The sequence below is a fragment of the Mycobacterium paraffinicum genome (genome assembly GCF_001907675.1).
GTDB classification, from domain to species: domain Bacteria; phylum Actinomycetota; class Actinomycetes; order Mycobacteriales; family Mycobacteriaceae; genus Mycobacterium; species Mycobacterium paraffinicum_A.
This window is the reverse complement of the sequence record NZ_MPNT01000010.1, coordinates 117799-135070: the sequence shown is the minus strand read 5'-3', so window position 1 is coordinate 135070 and position 17272 is coordinate 117799. Positions and strand designations below refer to the sequence as shown.

8 protein-coding genes and 2 pseudogenes are annotated in these 17272 nt (G+C 68.5%); 3 read left to right on the top strand and 7 right to left on the bottom strand.

The genetic code is table 11. The annotated features are described in order from the left end of the window. Window positions 1-18: 18 nt before the first annotated feature. The 3 genes from BRW65_RS13320 to BRW65_RS13305 all read right to left on the bottom strand — a co-directional run bounded on the left by BRW65_RS13320 (window position 19) and on the right by BRW65_RS13305 (window position 11487). Complete coding sequence (locus BRW65_RS13320) at window positions 19-9264, bottom strand: type I polyketide synthase (RefSeq protein ID WP_073875314.1); 9246 nt, start codon at window positions 9262-9264, stop codon at window positions 19-21. A gap of 540 nt (window positions 9265-9804) precedes the next feature. After that, a complete protein-coding gene (locus BRW65_RS13310; RefSeq protein ID WP_073875312.1) occupies window positions 9805-10527 on the bottom strand; it encodes a DUF1906 domain-containing protein in 723 nt (240 codons plus the stop codon). A 60-nt stretch (window positions 10528-10587) separates the two neighbouring features. Beyond that, complete coding sequence (locus tag BRW65_RS13305) at window positions 10588-11487, bottom strand: MerR family transcriptional regulator (RefSeq protein ID WP_073875310.1); 900 nt, start codon at window positions 11485-11487, stop codon at window positions 10588-10590. Between the two features lie 40 nt (window positions 11488-11527). On the opposite strand from BRW65_RS13305, the pseudogene BRW65_RS32780 reads away from it, so the two are divergent. Next, window positions 11528-11959, top strand: a pseudogene (locus BRW65_RS32780) (aromatic ring-hydroxylating oxygenase subunit alpha); the annotation flags it as partial. Window positions 11960-12106: 147 nt separating this feature from the next. Further along, a pseudogene (locus BRW65_RS32775) lies at window positions 12107-12823 on the top strand (SRPBCC family protein); the annotation flags it as partial. 56 nt (window positions 12824-12879) lie between these two features. On the opposite strand, the gene BRW65_RS13295 reads toward BRW65_RS32775, so the two are convergent. Beyond that, window positions 12880-14223 (bottom strand): lipocalin-like domain-containing protein, encoded by a 1344-nt coding sequence (locus tag BRW65_RS13295; protein WP_073875306.1) that lies wholly within the window; start codon window positions 14221-14223, stop codon window positions 12880-12882. Between the two features lie 93 nt (window positions 14224-14316). On the opposite strand from BRW65_RS13295, the gene BRW65_RS13290 reads away from it, so the two are divergent. After that, entirely contained in the window at window positions 14317-15783 is a 1467-nt protein-coding gene (locus BRW65_RS13290) for an aldehyde dehydrogenase (RefSeq protein ID WP_073875304.1), read from the top strand. Here the strand turns inward: BRW65_RS13290 and BRW65_RS13285 are convergent. From BRW65_RS13285 to BRW65_RS13275, 3 genes are read right to left on the bottom strand one after another with little or no spacing between them, the layout of a single operon-like run. Then, window positions 15778-16323, bottom strand: a complete 546-nt coding sequence (locus BRW65_RS13285; protein ID WP_073875302.1) for a maleylpyruvate isomerase family mycothiol-dependent enzyme — start codon at window positions 16321-16323, stop codon at window positions 15778-15780. The genes BRW65_RS13290 and BRW65_RS13285 overlap by 6 nt on opposite strands. Further along, window positions 16316-16762, bottom strand: coding sequence for a MaoC family dehydratase (locus tag BRW65_RS13280; protein WP_073875300.1), 447 nt, complete (start codon window positions 16760-16762; stop codon window positions 16316-16318). Before BRW65_RS13280 ends, BRW65_RS13285 begins: the two co-directional genes overlap by 8 nt. Further along, entirely contained in the window at window positions 16759-17232 is a 474-nt protein-coding gene (locus tag BRW65_RS13275) for a MaoC family dehydratase (protein WP_208611805.1), read from the bottom strand. The genes BRW65_RS13280 and BRW65_RS13275 overlap by 4 nt, the downstream gene beginning before the upstream one ends. Window positions 17233-17272 lie beyond the last annotated feature (40 nt).

Sequence of the window (17272 nt, the reverse complement as noted above, 5' to 3'; positions counted from 1 at the left end):
AACGGACGGTCGAAGACGTCATCCGGCCGAGACCTCGTAGGCCTCGCCCTCACCCAACCGGGAGGCCGGGTCGAGCAGCATCGCCGCCTCTTGGCGCTTCTCCGGTGCGTCATGGCTGAAACGACGGTCCGCCGGCCGCTCGTACATCGGCGCGCCGCCGGCGATGGCCGAGGCCAACCGGCGCTGACCCGCCAGCAGCCGCGCCTCCGCACGCCGCTGGTAGTCCGCGCGCTGATCGGCATCGAGCGAAGCGATGAACGCCTGCGGGTGCACCAACGCCACCAGCCCCGACACGTGGCCGAACCCGAGGCTGGTCAACAGCCCGGCCTTGAGCGGGAACTTCTCACCCAGCCGCAGCGTCTCCCGCACCCAGACGAAGTGCGCCGAGCCGGCCAGTTCGTCGTCGACGCAGTCCAGGCTGCGGTTGGGCGGGATCACCCCGTCGCGCAGCATCTGGCACAGGCCCATCATCTGGAACACCGCCGCGCCGCCCTTGGCGTGGCCGGTGAGGCTCTTCTGCGACACCACGAACAGCGGGGCGCCCTCCGAGCGGCCCAGCGAGTCGGCCAACCGCTCGTGCAGCTCCGTCTCGTTGGGATCGTTGGCCAGCGTCGAGGTGTCGTGCTTGGAGATCACCGCGATGTCGTCGGCGCCGACGCCGAGCTTGCCGAGCGCCCGTGCCAACTGGGAGTCCTTGCCGCCGCGGCCGGCGCCCAGCGCGCCCAGGCCCGGGGCCGGGATCGAGCTGTGCACGCCGTCGGCGAACGACTGCGCGTAGGCCACCACCGCCAACACCGGCAGGCCCATCTTGAGCGCCAGGTCGCCCCGGGCGAGCAGGATGGTGCCGCCGCCCTGCGCCTCGACGAAGCCGAGCCGGCGACGGTCGTTGGGCCGGGAGAACTTCGAGTCCTCGATGCCCCGGCCCCGCATCATGGACGTGTCGGCCGTGGCGGCCATGTCACCGAAGCCGATGATCGCTTCCAGCGTCAGGTCGTCGAAGCCGCCGGCGACCACCAGTTCGGCCTTGCCGAGACGGATCTTGTCGACACCCTCCTCGACCGACACCGCCGCGGTCGCGCACGCGCCGACCGGGTGGATCATCGCGCCGTAGCTGCCGACATAGCTCTGAATAACGTGCGCGGCAACGACATTCGGCAGAACTTCCTGCAGGATGTCGTTCGGCTTGTTCCGGCCGAGCAGGTTGCCGTGATACATCGTCTGCATCGACGTCATGCCGCCCATGCCGGTGCCCTGCGTGCTCGCCACCAGGCCCGGGTGCACCCACCGCATCAACTCGGTCGGGGTGAATCCCGACGACAGGAACGCGTCGACCGTCGCGACGATGTTCCACAGCGCCACCCGGTCCGTCGAGCTGGCCATGTCCTGGCTGATGCCGAATACGGTCGGATCGAACCCGGTCGGGACCTGCGCGCCGACCACCCGCGACAGCTTGGTCTTGCGCGGCACCCGGATCTCGGTGCCCGCCTTGCGGATCACCTGCCAGTCGCTGGAGTCGGGCACCGGCCGGATGACCGTGTGCTCGGGGTCGAATTCGACGAAGGCGCGCGCGTCGGCCTCCGAGGACACCACGAAGGAGAAGTCCTTCTCCAGGAACACCGACACCAACAGCGGCGACGCGTGATCCGGGTCGATCGCGCCGTCGTCGACGAACTCGCGGATGCCGACCCGCTCGACGACGATGTCGTGGTAGCGCTCGACCAGCTCGGTCTCGTCGACCAGGTCACCGGATTCGGTGTCATACCAACCGGGTTGGGGGTCGTCCTCCCAGCGAATCAGCCCGGTCGTCCAGGCCAGCTCGAGAACGCCGGCCGCCGACAGTTCGTTGTCGACCTCCATTTCGAACCGGGTGCGCGACGAGCCGTACGGGCCGATCTCGGCGCCGCCGACGATCACCACCAGGTCGGCCGGGTCGACGTCCAGGTCGGCCCATCCGGGCGGCGGTGCCGGCTTGACGCCCCGCGGCGGGGACGGCAACGCGGCGATGGTGCCCTCGGCCGCAGCGTCTTCCGCCAGCTGATCGCTCGGCGTGGCCTGCTCGCGTGCCTTGGCGGCCAGTTCGGCCATGTCGAGGTTGGCCTCGGCGAGGCCACCGGTCAGGTCGGCCTTGATCGGCGCGCCGGCCGCCGCCACCTTGGATTCGACGTCGCAGAGATCCAGCAGCATGGCCGCCATCTGCTCGGTGGAATACGTGGTGACACCGGCCTCCTCGACGGCCTCGACGATGGCGTCGTTGTGGCCCATCAGCCCGGTGCCGCGGGTCCAGCCGATCAGCGCGTGCGCGAGGCTGACCCTTGCGGCCCATGAGGATTCGGCGTGCCAGCGACTCACCAACGCGTCCAGCGCCGACTTGGCCTCGCCGTAGGCGCCGTCCCCGCCGAACATGCCGCGGTTGGGCGAGCCGGGCAACACCACGTGCAGCCGCGACGCGATGTCGCGCTCAGCACCGATCTTGGACAGCCCACCGATCAACCGCTGCACCGCCCAGAGCAGAACCTTCATCTCCATCTCGGAGCGCGAACCGGCCTCCGACAGGTCCCCGGCGACGCGCGGCGCCGCGAACGGGAAGAGCAACGTCGGGGTCTGCGCGTCCTTGATGTGAATGGATTGTGGCCCAAGGCTTTCGGTTTGCTCGGTGCCGATCCATTCCACCAGTGCGTCGATGTCGGAGTAGGACGCCATGTTGGCGGCGACCACCCACAGCGCCGCGCCGTACCGGGCGTGGTCGCGATATAGCCCGCGGTAGAACGCAAGCCGCTCGTCGTCGAGCTTCGACGTCGTGGCGATGACCGTGGCTCCGCCGTCGAGCAGTCGCGCGACGACCGATGCGGCGATCGAGCCCTTGGAAGCGCCCGTCACCACGGCGACTTCGCTGCTGTACGGGCCGGGGTCGGGGTTCTCGGCGCCGGCCGCGATGCGGCCGTACAGCGAGGCGTGGATCTGGCGGCCGGCGGCCAGTGCTTTGCCCTGCCACCAGGTTGCCTGGGTCGCGACGACATGGCCTGCGCCCTCGAACCTTTCGGACAGGCTCTGCCACTGGGCATCGATCTCACCCTCGTCGGCCAGCCAGAGCTTGACCAAGTCCTCCCGGGCGCTGGCCCAGCGGTCGTCGAACACGACGGCTTTCTTGGCGTCGAAAGCCGGCGCCACCAAACGCGGCCAGTCCGCGCCCAGTTCGGCGGTGACCAGGTCGATCAGCTCGGCGTCGGTGGCCGTGGGCGGCGCGCTCACCGGGTCGTCGTGGCCGAGCTGGCCCAGGATCAGGCGGGCCGCCGAGGCGAGCACACCGTCGCGGCCGGTGATCTGGTCGGTGAATTCGCTCAACGCGGCCGCGTCGACGGTCGCGCCGCCGCCGCCACCCGAAGAGGGCAACGCCACCGCGATCCCGCGGCGGGCGGCCACGGCGGCGACCGCGGCGTCAACGACCTTGTCGACCGACGCGGCGTCGGCCAGCGCGCCCTCGTGCAGGTGGCCCATGGCGCCCCCGCGAACGCTGGTGCCCTCGCGGGTGCCCAGCGCCACTTCCACCGTGACGTGCTTGGCCCAGCCGTCGCCGAGCTCCCACGTCTTCTTGACCCGCTCGGCGATGGCGGCGGGTCGCTTGCCCGAGGGCCCCAGCACGGTGCGCAGCTGGTCGTTGATCGCGTCGGAAAGCACTGGGCCGAAGGGCTTGTAGGTGCGGGCCAGCTTGGTCACCTGCGACCGCAGGCCGGCCAGGTCGGCCTCGGCGGCGCCGTCGATGGCGCCCAGGTTCAACTCCGACCCGAGGTCGACCAGCAACTGGTTGCGCCGCGACGAGGCACCGTCGGTGATCGACTCGATGGAGTCGAGCTCCTCGATCTGGTCGATGCGCATCTTTGCCGACAGTGCGATCAACGCCAGGGTGGCGTCGGCGGCGTCGAACCCGATGTCATCGGGCCGCGGAGCGCCGGACGGAGCTGCGGCGGGAGCCGCAGCGACGGCAGGGGCGACATTGGGGTTGGCCCCGAGGTCCGACGCGGCAGCGTCGGAATCAACCGCAACCTCGTCCGGTTCCGGCTCGGGATCCGTGTCGGTGGCGAACAGGACGGCGGCGTCGCGCTCGGCATTGAGCACTTCGACTGTGCTGTGGGCATATTCGGGCAGCTTCAGAGTGTTCGTCGCCAGCCCGGCGACGGTCGGCGCCGACTTCACGCCGATCTCGACGAAGCGCTCCACACCCAGACCGCCGGCCGCCTCCTCGGTGAACAGCAGGTCCTGGGTTTCGATCCAACGCACCGGGCTGGCGAACTGCCAGGCCAGCAGCTCGATCAAGACGATGCGTGCCATCTCATTGCGGCGCTCGGTCAGCCAGGTGTCGTAGTCGGCGAGGATCGCGTCGAGCGGCTCGGCGGGCACCAGATCCCTGATCTCCTGGATGAAGTCGCGGTCCAGGGTGAACGGACGCGGCACCAGGTTGGGGATGTAGCGCCCGATGATGACGTCGGGATCTTTGTCGCGCGGCATCACGCGCTCCAGCGAACGGCGGAACTCCGCCACCCCGACGCGCAGCACCCGCGAGTGGAACGGCACGTCGATGCCCGGCACCAGGATGAACGAGCGCTTCCCACCGGTGAGCTCGCGGCGCCGCTCCACCTCGGCTTCCAGCTCCTCCAGGCCGCGGACCGTGCCGGCGATCGCGTACTGCGAACCGCGCAGGTTGAAGTTCACGATCTCCAGGAATTCGCCGGTGCGCTCGGCGATTCCGGCCACGAAGCCGGGGACCTCTTCGTCGGGCAGGTCGATCTGCGACGGCCGGATGGCGGCCAGCCGGTAGTTCGAGCGGCCCAGCTCGTCGCGGGGCACGATATCGTGCATCTTCGAACCACGGTGAAACACCGTCTCCAACAACGCTTCCAGCTCGTAGATGCCCGTGACACAGGCCAACGCGGTGTACTCGCCGACGGAGTGGCCGCAAGCTATCGCACCTTCGACGAAGGCACCCTGCTCACGCATCTCGGCGACCTGAGCCGCCGCCACGGTCGCCATCGCGACCTGCGTGAACTGCGTCAGGTACAGCACGCCCTCGGGGTGGTTGTAGTGCACGCCGCTGGCGATGATGCTGGTCGGGTTGTCGCGCACCACGTGCAGCACCGAGAAGCCCAGCGTGTCGCGGGTGAACTTGTCCGCCTTGTCCCACACCTTGCGGGCGGCCTTCGACCGGGCGCGGACGTCCATGCCCATGCCCTTGTGCTGAATCCCCTGGCCGGGGAAGGCGTACACCGTGTGCGGGGCGGCCAGGCGCGCCGTCGCCGACATCACCAGGTCGGACCCGATGCGGGCCGCAACCTCCAAAACCTCTGCGCCCTGGTCGATTCCGACACGTTCGACGCGGAAATCGACCTCGTCGCCGGGGCGCACCATGCCCAGGAATCGCGCCGTCCAGCCGATCAGCCGGGCCGGTGGGCGCGCCTGCCCGTCGGTGGCGGTCACCGCGTGCTGCGCCGCGGCCGACAACCACATGCCGTGCACAATCGGCGTTTCCAGGCCGGCCAGCAGGGCCGCCGCGCGGTCGGTGTGGATCGGGTTGTGGTCACCGGACACCACGGCGAACGGTCGCATGTCGACCGGGGCGGTCAGCCGGACGTCGCGGCGGCGACGACGCGGGGTGTCCGTCGCGTTCTGCGACACCGCTCCGCCGGCCCGCACCGGGTCGGTGAGCTCGGCGGCGCCCGTGCGACCAAGGATCGCGAAGCGCTCGTCGAGACGGGCGATGGTTGCGCCGTCGGCGCCGGCGATCGTCACCGCGACTCGGACCACGCGGCCCATGTCCGTGTCAACGGCCGGGGAAGCCGTTGCGCTGATTGCCAATTCGGCCTCAACCTTGGGCAGCGCGCCGACCACATGAGCGGCGTGGTCCAGGTGCACGAGGCTCAGCAGACCCTCGACGACCGGAACGCCGGCGTCGGTGACCGCCGAGCCGATCGCCGCGAAGACCGCGGGCCAGCACAGGCCGACCAACGCGTCGGGCACGGTGGTGAGGCCGGGCGCCAGCGGCTCGCCGAACGTGGCGGTGACCCCGGTGTGGTCGGCGACCCGCTCGGGGTCCCAGTCCACCGTCACGGTGGCCGTCCCGTCGACAACGGCGGGCAGGAACTCCGGCCCCTCGACGCCGGCGGCGATTGCCAGGACGGCGCGCATGGCGGTGGCGGCGTCCTCGGTGGACACCACGGGTGTGCCGCCATCGACCGTGTTGGCCGGCAGGCTGAACGGGATGTCGATCCAGGTTCCCGAGATCGGCACGCTCAGCACCACTCGATCGCCGTCGACTTCAAGCCGCGCACCGGTGAATGAGTGTGTGGCGCGACGACTTTCGGGTCCGTCATGCACGAGCCAATCGCCAGGCTCGGCGATCCGGTGGACCGGGTTGGTCGCGGTGCGGCCGGCCCACTGCACGTCGGGGGCGTCCAACACGACGGCGAGCGGTCCGGTCACGTCCGGGCGACCCAGTCGACGCGACGCGACGGCGCGGGGCTGCCCGTTGGAGGACAGCACCTCGTCAATGGCGGCCTGCTCGAAGCGGTCCAGCAACTCCCCGACTGGTTCGTCCATCCGGGTGATGCCGGCCACGGCCGCGGTGCCCGGGATGATGCACACCTGGTCGGCGTCGTAGCGGGCGTCGTGCGCCTGCCACAGCGAGTCGCTGCGCCACCAGCGCCGCACGTCCTTGTCGATGACCGGCACGAAGTTGACCGGCTTGCCCAGCGTCTTGCACAGCGTGACGAAGAAGGGCACGTCGGCCGGGTGCAGCTGCACGGTGTCGGCGTCGGGATAGTGAGCGAGCAGCGCGGCGATCGCGTCGGCAGGCCGTTCCAGTAACGCCGCATCGTCGAACAACGTCTTGATGGGGCCGGAATCGTTGGCGTGCAAACGCGCTTCGGCGCGCTGCAGCATCTGCTGGAACCGGTCGCGCCAGGTGTCGGCGAGCCAGGGGCTGCCCGGTGCGGCGGTGTCGGCGGTGGAGTCGCCCTCCCCGATGGTCAGCTCGACGTAGCGCCGCAGCCACTGCAGATAGGTCATGTCGGCGACGTCACCGAAATACGGCTTGGCCGTGTTGGCCATCGCCGCGATGATCTCGTCGCGGCGGGCCGCGACGGCCTCCGCGTCACCGGCGACCTCGTCGAGGAGCCGCCCGCACCGCGAGGCGCTGTTGTCGATCTCGTGGATGTCGGCACCCAGCTGGCTGCGGCTGGAAGCCATGCCGCCCTGGGCTTTTCCGGCTCCCACCCATTGGTCGGTGCCCTGCGTCTCGACCAGCATCCGCTTGACCGACGGTGACGTGGTGGCCTCCTTGGTCGCCATCGCCGCGGTGCCGACCAGGATGCCGTCGATGGGCATCAGCGGGAAGCCGTACGCCTGCGCCCAGCGCCCGGACAGGTACTCGGCCGCCCGCTCGGGCGTGCCGATGCCACCGCCGACGCAGACCGTGATGTTGGGCCGCGACCTCAGCTCCGAATACGTTGCCAGCAGCAGGTCGTCGAGGTCTTCCCAGGAGTGGTGGCCACCGGCACGCCCACCCTCGATGTGCACGATCACCGGCTTGGTGGGCACCTCGGTCGCGATGCGGATGACCGAGCGGATCTGCTCGACCGTGCCGGGCTTGAACACCACGTGGCTGATGCCGACGTCGTTCAGCTCCCCGATCAGCTCCACGGCATCCTCGAGGTCCGGGATGCCGGCGCTGATCACCAGGCCGTCGATCGCCGCCCCGGACTGGCGCGCCTTCTGCACCAATCGCTTGCCGCCGACCTGGAGCTTCCACAGGTAGGGGTCGAGGAAGAGTGCGTTGAACTGGTAGGTGCGGCCCGGCTCGAGCAGCGTGGCGAGTTCCTCGATGCGGGCGGCGAAGATCTCCTCGGTGACCTGCCCACCGCCGGCCAGCTCCGCCCAGTGCCCCGCGTTGGCCGCGGCGGCGACGATCTTGGCGTCGACGGTGGTCGGGGTCATGCCCGCGAGCAGGATCGGCGAGCGTCCGGTCAACCGGGTGAACTTCGTCGAGAGCTTGACCCGGCCGTCGGGAAGGCGAACGGCGGTGGGGGCATAGGTCGACCATGCCCGCGCCACCTCGGGCACGGCGCCAACGGTGAAGAGGTTGCGCTGCCCCCCGCGGGTGGCGGCGGGCACGATGCCGACACCCAGGCCGCGGATCACCGGCGCGGTCAGCCGGGTCAGGATGTCACCGGGTCCCAAGTCGAGGATCCAGCGCGCGCCGGCGTCATGCACCCGGCCGATCTCTTCCACCCAGTCGACGCGACGCACCAGGATGGACTCGGTCAGCTCGCGCGCCAGCGCGACGTCGAGCCCCACCTTCTCGGCCCAGCCGCCAACGATGTCGATGCCGTCGGCCAATCGGGGCGTGTGGAAGCCGACCTCCACCTGCACCGGGTCGAAGACCGGTGCGAAGACGTCGCCACCGCGAAGCTTGTTCTTGCGGTCGGCCTCTTCCTTCTCGGAGATCTGCTGGCAGTACAGCTCGAACCGGGACAGCTGTTCGGGTGTGCCGGTGATGACGACCGAACGCCGGCCGTTGCGGATGGACAGCACCGGCGGCAACACGGTGCGGACGTCCTGGGCGAACTCGTCGAGCAGGCGGCCGATGCGCTCCGGGTCGGCGTTGGTCACCGACACCATCGGCGGGCGGTCGCCGAGCACGGAGATCCCGCGCCGACGGGCGACCAGCGTCCCGGCCGCGCCGATCAGCTGGGCCATCGCCAGCAGTTCGGCGTCGCGGGTGCCGGCGGCCTTGAGCGCCTCGACCGCAAGGACCCCTTGCGAGTGCCCCGCCACGGCCACCGGCGGGGTGTCGTTCAGGTCCATGCCTTGGCGCGCCAGCGCGCGCACGGCGGCGATCTGGGTGAGCAGCACGCCGGGTATCGACACCGCGGCCGACGTCAGGTGCTTGTCCGACGGGACGGTGTCCTCCGCCGCCAGGGCCCGCACCCAGGTGAGCGGCTCGAACCCGATCGGGCGCACCACCACCAGCTCCTTGGCCACCGGTTCGAGCAGCAGCTCCACCTCGCCGACCAGCGTTGCCAGCTCGGATTCGATCCCGGCCGACGACACCAGTTCTTCCAGGGTTTCCAGCCAGGCGCTGCCCTGGCCGCCGAATGCGACTGCGTACGGCTCGCCGGCCGTCAGACGGTCGACCAGAGCGTGGGTGTCCCCGGGTGCGTGGGGGCCTTTTCCGTCGCGATCGGCGGACACACGGTCATGCTCGTGGATCGTCACGTCTATCTCCCTCAATGCCTCATGTACGTGTTACGTATCAGTGCCTTCAGCCGGTCCGAAGGGGACAGGAACTCGCAGAGTTCGTCGATTCCGCATCGAATCGCGGCCGAAAATCCGTCTGACCGGTGTCTTGTCGGGTGGGTGGGCCCGTGGATCGGGGCGCGGCGGACTGCATCGGCTGTACTAAGAGTGTCATAAGGATCGACCGCCGTTTTGCGTGGTGATTGGTTACTGGTGAGTTCTACGCACGGGTAACCCTGTCGTGGGTAACACCGGCCGGAATCGGCGGCGAGGGCGCGGCGAACAAACCTGCTGCATGCAGGTGGTTACGGTCGAGTAGCTATAACTGCGCTGATCAAAGCAGTTTTGTTATGTAATCGTTATGTAAAAATTTCGAGCCGCGGAACCGCGCTGAGCCCGCCTCCGCCGCGCCGCTCGGGCGGCATTCGCGCCCGCCGCCGCGAAGAATGAGCGAACGAGTGTTTGCTGGGATCTCTAAGAGTCGCGGCCCCGACGGTGCGGGGTGAGGAAACCCGGTGGCTAGGCCCACTGGCCGAATTGCGGCTTGAGAATTTCGTTGATGTCCACCCCGACCCCGCCGACGCTGCGTTTGTCGATCTCGACCTGGTGCAAATGGGCGGCCGGGTGGGCGAATCCCTTGGGTGAGCCCCAGTTGTGCTGCCAGAAGTAGGAGCCCAAACCGTCGTGCAGCGCCCAGTCGATGGTCTTCGAGTTGGCGTACACACCTGTGCGCTGATGACCGATCACCGACTCCCAAGACCGCAGATAAGGCGCGATCAGCTGTTTGTACTGGTCGTAGGAGGGATCGTCGTCGATGGAGGCGTAGATCGGCGCGCTGGCGGGCCCGCCTGCTGCGGCGTGCAGTTGCATTCCGCGCTGCCCGTGCTGGAGTCCGGCGTTGGCTCCGCCGAGCCAGTCGGCCGTGTTGCCCTTGCCGTACTGATAACAGGAAACGATTTTCAGCCCGTTGCTGTCGAGGTCGCGCGCCTCGGCGACCTGGATCGGCTTGCCCAACATCCAGTTGCCGCCGGGCCGCCGGTCCGACACGTACCTGATCGAGCCCACGGCCCCGGCGGCCCTGATCTGGCTGGCGGGGATGACGCCGGCCGCATAGTCCAGCAGGGTGCCGAGCGACGCCGACGCCGGAGCGGTTGCCCAGGACGCGCCCGCGACGCCCAGGCTCACCAAAGCCGGGGTTGCGGCCGCCAGTCTGAGCAGGTCGCGTCGCGAAACCGAGGACACAAGCGACAGAGTACGACAGTAACCCCATGCGACACATTGACCACACTGGTCACATCTGCGTCACGGTGTCGCATCCTCGGTTTGGGGCGATGGCGCCGTGGGCAGCACGATGACGCTCACCGCCTCCAGGCCGCGGCCAGCGGTCTGCCGGGCGACCTCGTCAAGGAAGTGGGCGGCGGCCGGGTTGATCGACCCCGCCCAGGCGCGGAATCCCTGGACGATGACCGGATCGCGCTCCAACGACGGCCGCACTCCGCGCAGCACGCCGACCACATCGTCGGGCAGCGGGTCGGCGACCTGCTCGTCGATCCAGCCCCGGGCAAGCTCCGTCGCCGCGCCGTCGTCGGCCAACTTGATCACGTCGCCGGCGAGGTTGCGCAACCGGTCGAACAGCTCCTGGCGCCCCGGAGTCTCGGCCAGTTCCGCCAGCAGCGTGCTGGCCGCCGCCGGCAGGACCATTTGCCCGAAGAGCACCGGAACCGGCAGCTCCCACTCCTCGAACAGGTCGGCGTACATGGCGGCGACGGGCTCGGACAGCGGCGCGCTGAGCCGACCGATGACCCCGATGCTGTCGCGGTGGGTGGTCGCCAGCCTGCGCAGGATGTCCTCGTTGACGTCTTCGGCGGGGCGATCGGTGGCGGCGCGGGAGCGGTCGATGGCTGCGATCAGCTGGTCCAACCGGTCGCGCTGACGCATCAACAACGTCCGGTGCTCGTCGAGCACACCCGCCAACGTGGTTCGCCCACCCGCGATCAGCCGCTGGATGTCGTTGATGCTGACGCCGAGACTTCTCATCAGATCGATGCGCAACAGGTCGAGCACCTGATCCACGTCGAAGACGCGATAACCGTTGGACAGATGCTCGGCGCGCAGTAGGCCGATTTTCTCGTAGTGGCGGATGCGACCGGAAGCGATCCCGGTCAGGGCCGTGACGTCGCCGATCAGCAACTGCTCAGCCACTCCTTGACCTTACAACTGTGGCAAGGTCTGTACTGATCAGATGGAACGCGACCAGCTGATCGACCTCACCCGCCGCGCCTTGAAGTTGGCGCGCGACAAGACCACCGATCTCGCCCCGCAGGAGCACCGGGTCGAGGCGCGCGCCTACACGTCGGCGGAGCGCCACGAACAGGACCGCGCCATGGTGCTGGCCAGCCCCCAGTTGGTCGGCTATGCCTCGGAGCTGCCCGCCCCCGGCGCGTACTGCACCAAGACGGTCATGGGCCGATCCGTCTTGTTGACCCGGACGGCCGACGGATCGGTCAAGGCGTTCAACAATGTCTGCCTGCACCGCCAGTCACAAGTGGTGACGGGATGCGGCAGCGCGAAGCGATTCACCTGCCCGTACCACGCGTGGACCTATGACAACACCGGGCGCTTGGTCGGCCTGCCTGGACGCGAGGGGTTTCCGAGCGCGGCGATCGCAAGCGCGGCGAAGCCGGGCGCCGCGGGTCGCCGCCATCAAACCGACGCGGCGATCGCAAGCGCGGCGAAGCCGGGCGCCGCGGGTCGCCGCCATCAAACCGACGCGGCGATCGCAAGCGCGGCGAAGCCGGGCGCCGCGGTCGTCAAGGCCGACGGCCTGACCGAACTCCCCGCCGCCGAGTACGCCGGATTCCTCTGGATCGCATTGCATCCCGGCGCCCCGCTGGACGTCGCCGCACACCTCGGTCCCCTGGCCGCCGAGCTCGATTCGTGGGGCATCGGGCGCTGGTCACCGCTGGGCGAGAAGGTGCTCGACTGCCCGATCAATTGGAAGCTCGCGGTCGACACCTTCTCGGAGAACTATCATTTCGCCACCGTCCACCAGCAGACCTTCGCCACGATCGCGCGTAGTAATTGCACGGTCTTCGACGCGTTCGGGCCGCACCACCGGTTGATCTTTCCGCTCAACACGATCCTCGGGCTGGACGAAGTCCCCGAAGATCAATGGGATCCGTTCCAGAACATGGTCGTCATCTACGCGCTGTTTCCCAACATCGTGCTGTCGGTGACCATCGCCAACGGCGAGCTGTTTCGGATCTACCCCGCCGACCGCCCGGGCAGATCCATTACCGTGCACCAGAATTCGACGCCGCTGGACATTTCCGACGAATCGGTGGCCGCCGGCGCGCAGGCCGTCTTCGAATACGCCCATGCCACGGTGCGCGACGAGGATTACCGGCTTGTCGAGGGCCTGCAGACCAATCTCGAGTCGGGCGCCCGCGATCACTTGCTGTTCGGCCGCAACGAACCCGGATTGCAGCACCGCCACATCGCCTGGGCACGGGCGCTCGCCGAGGTTCGCGACACATGAACCACGCACACGACACGCCGCCCAGAACGTGTGCGTCGTTTCCGAGGCGGCGTCTCTCAATCGGCCACGGACAACGCCGCCACGAGGTCGTCCAATAGTGTTGCGAGCGCATCGCTTTGGGCGGCGCGGACCGTGGTCAGCAGTCCGACCGCCTCCTCCCGACGCCCGCGGGCCAACAGCTGAACCAGCAGACCCGCGGCCATCTGCAAGTCTCGGTCGGCGGGTTCCATGTTCGCCACGGTGGCGGTCAGCACCTCCACCAGCTCCCAGTCCCGGTACAGGGCCAGCGAGCGCTCGTTGAACGCGAAGCCGGTCACGGGATTGCCCCATAGGGTCCCGCTGTAGCGGTACGGGCCCTCCATGTACTCGATGGGCAGGCCGTGCGCGGGCACGGGCACCAGTGGCTCGCCGACGATGTCGAGTTGCAGGGTGTGGCAAGTGATCCGATGACGATCCGGCAGGTACCGCGCGGCCGCATGCGGCCGGACCAACGGTTGCACCGCCTCCGGCCATCGCACGTAGCTGCTGACCGTGACCTCGACGTCTTCGGCGCACTCCGGTGCAATGGCCGGGTCGGGATGACTCATCGTCACTCCGGTAAACGGCTGCAGCGCATTGCCATTGGTGCGGTCGAACTGCCGCCAGATGCTCAGGTCCACGCCGTTGTCGAAGTTGATGGTGCGCCATTCGTGGGACCGGGCCCTCGGGTCTCCCCCGGTCCCGCCGCCGCCTGCGTACTTCGGAAACCACTGCCGATCGATGTGCCCGCTGCTGCCGGAAACCTGTTCGACGACGTCACCCCAGCGCAGCGTGCCCGTCATCGCCATGCCGGTCTGGAAGTACGAGTAGGTCTCGGCCTGGCCGAAGCAGCAGATCTTCCCGTTGTATGTCGACGCACCCACCGGTGTCGGTGCGCGCGTGGGTGTTACGGCCAGGTCCAGGCGCATGGGGCGACCCGACTGGTCCTGGCCGACCAGGCTGACGCGGTAGGTGTAGGGCAGCAGCGCCCCGTCGGCGTCGGAACACGTGGTCCACGACGCGGTACCGGCCCCGCTGGAGTAGTGGATGTCAAGGTAGCCCGGCACCAGGCTCAGCTTGCGCTGCGCTCCCGGCTGCATGTTGGCCGGCGGCATGTCGTAGTCGGTGTAGGTGCCGTAGTCGCCGGTGTCGAGGTCGAACAGTGCCAGCGTGTAGAAGTCCGCGACCACGGTCCCGCCGGGCCGGTTCTTGTTGAAGATCGTCAGGAAGGCAAACGACCGGCCGGTCTCGGCGTCGAGCTGCCCGGCGATGAACCAGGTGTCCGATTCCTGATCCGGGTGTTCCCCCTCGGCGGCGGGGAAATCCAGCTGGCTGTCGCCGGGCACCAACTGGAACGGGTAACTGCGCCAATCACTGGTCATATCGGCCCTCGCTGCTTTTTTCGCTATGTTAGCGTCAATAGCGAAATCACGGTCACTGCGCCATGTGCACCCAACCCTCCGAGGAAGTGTCCGATGACAGCGATTGCCGACCACCGGTCCTACAACGAACTCTTCATCGGGGGGCAGTGGCGCAAGCCCGCCAATCCCCAACAGCTCGCCGTCATCTCCCCGCATTCGGAAGAACCGGTCGGGCACGTCCAGGTGGCCGGGCCCCAGGACGTCGAAGCGGCCGTCGCCGCCGCGCGACACGCCTTCGACCACGGCCCGTGGCCGCGGATGACCCACGCCGAGCGTATGGCCAAGGTCGAGCAGCTCGCCACGATCTACGCCGGCCACATCGAGGAGATGGCCGACCTGATCACCGACGAGATGGGCTCACCGCGCAGCTTCAGCCGGATGGGCCAGGCGGCGGCCGCGGCGACGCTGATCCATCTGGCGCTGGCCGCCGCGCGCGACTTTCCCTGGCAGGAACGGCGCCAGGGCGTGCTCGGCGAAGTGCACCTGCGCAGGGCCCCGGTCGGGGTGGTCGGCGCGATCGTCCCGTGGAACGTGCCGCAGTTCCTGATCATGCCCAAGCTGATCCCGGCGTTGATCGCGGGCTGCACCGTCGTCGTCAAACCCGCGCCCGAAACACCCTTGGACGCTTTGTGGTTGGCGGAGATGATCGAGCAGCTGGATCTGCCCGACGGGGTGGTGTCGGTGTTGCCCGGTGGCCCCGAGATCGGCGAGGCGCTGGTGCGTCATCGGGGAGTGGACAAGATCGCGTTCACCGGCTCGAGCGCCGTCGGCCGCCGCATCGCCGCCCTGTGCGGCGAACAGCTCAAGCGGGTGAGCCTGGAGTTGGGCGGCAAGTCCGCGGCGATCATTCTCGACGACGCCGACATCGGCAAGACCGTCGCCGGATTGAAAACCGCCGGCCTGATGAACAACGGTCAGGCCTGCGTCGCCCAGACCCGCATTCTGGTCAGCGACCGGCGGCACGACGAGGTCGTCGACGCCCTGGCCGACATGATGTCGGCGCTCCACATCGGCGATCCTTCCGATGACGCCACCGACATCGGGCCCCTTGTCGCGCAACGGCAACAGCGACGCGTCCAGGACTACATCAAGTCCGGCCAGGCCGAGGGGGCCCGCGTCGTCCTCGGTGGCCAGGACAGCCCGTCGGACCGCGGCTGGTATGTGCGGCCGACGCTGTTCGCCGACGCCACCAACGACATGCGCATCGCCCGGGAGGAGATCTTCGGTCCGGTGTTGACCGTGCTGCGCTACCGCGATGAGGACGACGCGATCCGCATCGCCAACGAGACCGACTACGGTTTGGCCGGATCGGTGTGGACCTCCGACATCGCGCACGGCTTGGAGATTGCGGCGGGTGTGCGCACCGGCACCTATGGCATCAACATGTACACGCTCGACATCGGGGCCCCGTTCGGCGGCTTCAAGCAATCGGGCATCGGACGCGAGTTCGGCCCCGAGGGCCTTGACGAATACGTCGAGCTGCAGACGTTGGTGTGCAAAGGGCAGCTGCCGCCGCTATGAAGTCTCCGATCGCCACGACGGGTCACGCCCGAGACGGGCGAGAAGCTTTGTCTGCGCGTCGCTTTCGTCGGACACCGCAACCGGAACGCTGAACATTCCGGACAAACTCAGCGCCCGCGGGTCCGCGGGCAGGCCGTCGTACAACCGCCGGCACCATGCCTGGTCCAGCCGGTCGTCCGCCCCCACCGCGCGAGCGAGATCCCAGGTGTGCACCAAGACATCGCGCGTCAGGTTCGGCATCGACCTGTACTCATCCCGTTGAGCCGCTCTGCCGGATTCGACGGCCACCGTCAGCGCTTCGTAGGTCAGTTGCCATCGCGCCTGCGGATCGTCGCGCGGTCGGTCCGGCTTCAAATCCAAGGGGCGCAACACAAGCACGTCATGGAAACCGATCACGTGCTCGAGCACTCCTCGCGCATCCCACTCTTCGCATGGCGAGCGACGATCCCACCGACCGTGCGCCGATTGCACGGCCCGGCCGAATCGTCGGCAGACCGCGAGATGCAGCGCGGCCACCTCGACGACCTCGTCATCAGCCATTTGCCGGCAGCTGCAGCGTCAGCTCCACCGGGCAGCACAGCGCGCCGTGCTGGTTGGTCACCTGAATCTCGATGTCGACGAGGCAACGGGGCGGATCCACCGAGTCGTCGCGACGCTTGGTCACCGCGCGCCCCCGACCGATCATGGTGTCGCCGGCATAGACCGAACCCGTCAACCGCAAGGAGCGCCGCACCACACGACTGCTCGGGCCCGCCCAATCGGTCGCGACGCGGTCAGCGAAGCCCGCGAGGTGCATCGTGTTGACGTAGATCGTCGGATTACCTTGGCGCCGCGCATATTCGGGGTCGAAATGGCCCGGGAAGTAATCCCACGTCGCGCCGGCGTTCTCGACCACTCGCTGGTAGCTGATGTGATCGACCACCTCGGGCAGGTCGACCGGAACGGTGATCTCGTCGAAGTCCAAGAAGTCGCCGGTCACGGGGATGCTCCCGGAGTGAAGCGGAACAACGTGTTGCGGCACCTTGCGACCACCGTCTGGTCCTGGCGGCGATAGGTCTCCAACGTCTCCACGAAGTGGCCGACACCCAGCCTTGTCCGCTTCTCCGGCGACACCGACACCAGTTCCTCGACGACGGTGAGGATGTCGCCTTCGACAATGGGCTCCATAAACTCGACGTCGTTGGCCGCGTTGATGAAGGTGGCCCCCGGCAACGGGACCCGCAGCACCAGGGATGCAGCCGGCGGCGTGCCCTGTGGCTGCCACGGCGGAGGTATCAACCAGCCCATCAGCAGGGCCGGGGGCGCGAGGAGGCCTCCCCATTCCCGATTCGCGAACTCGACGTCCCAGTAAGAACGATTGCGGTCGTGGACCATCGCCGCGAACAACTGGATGCGTGCGCCGCTGACCGCCGTGGCCGCGGTGCGCGGCTCGCTGGTCGCGCCGACCATCCGCACCGCGTCTTCGTAGGTGCCGAAGGCCAGCTGGTAA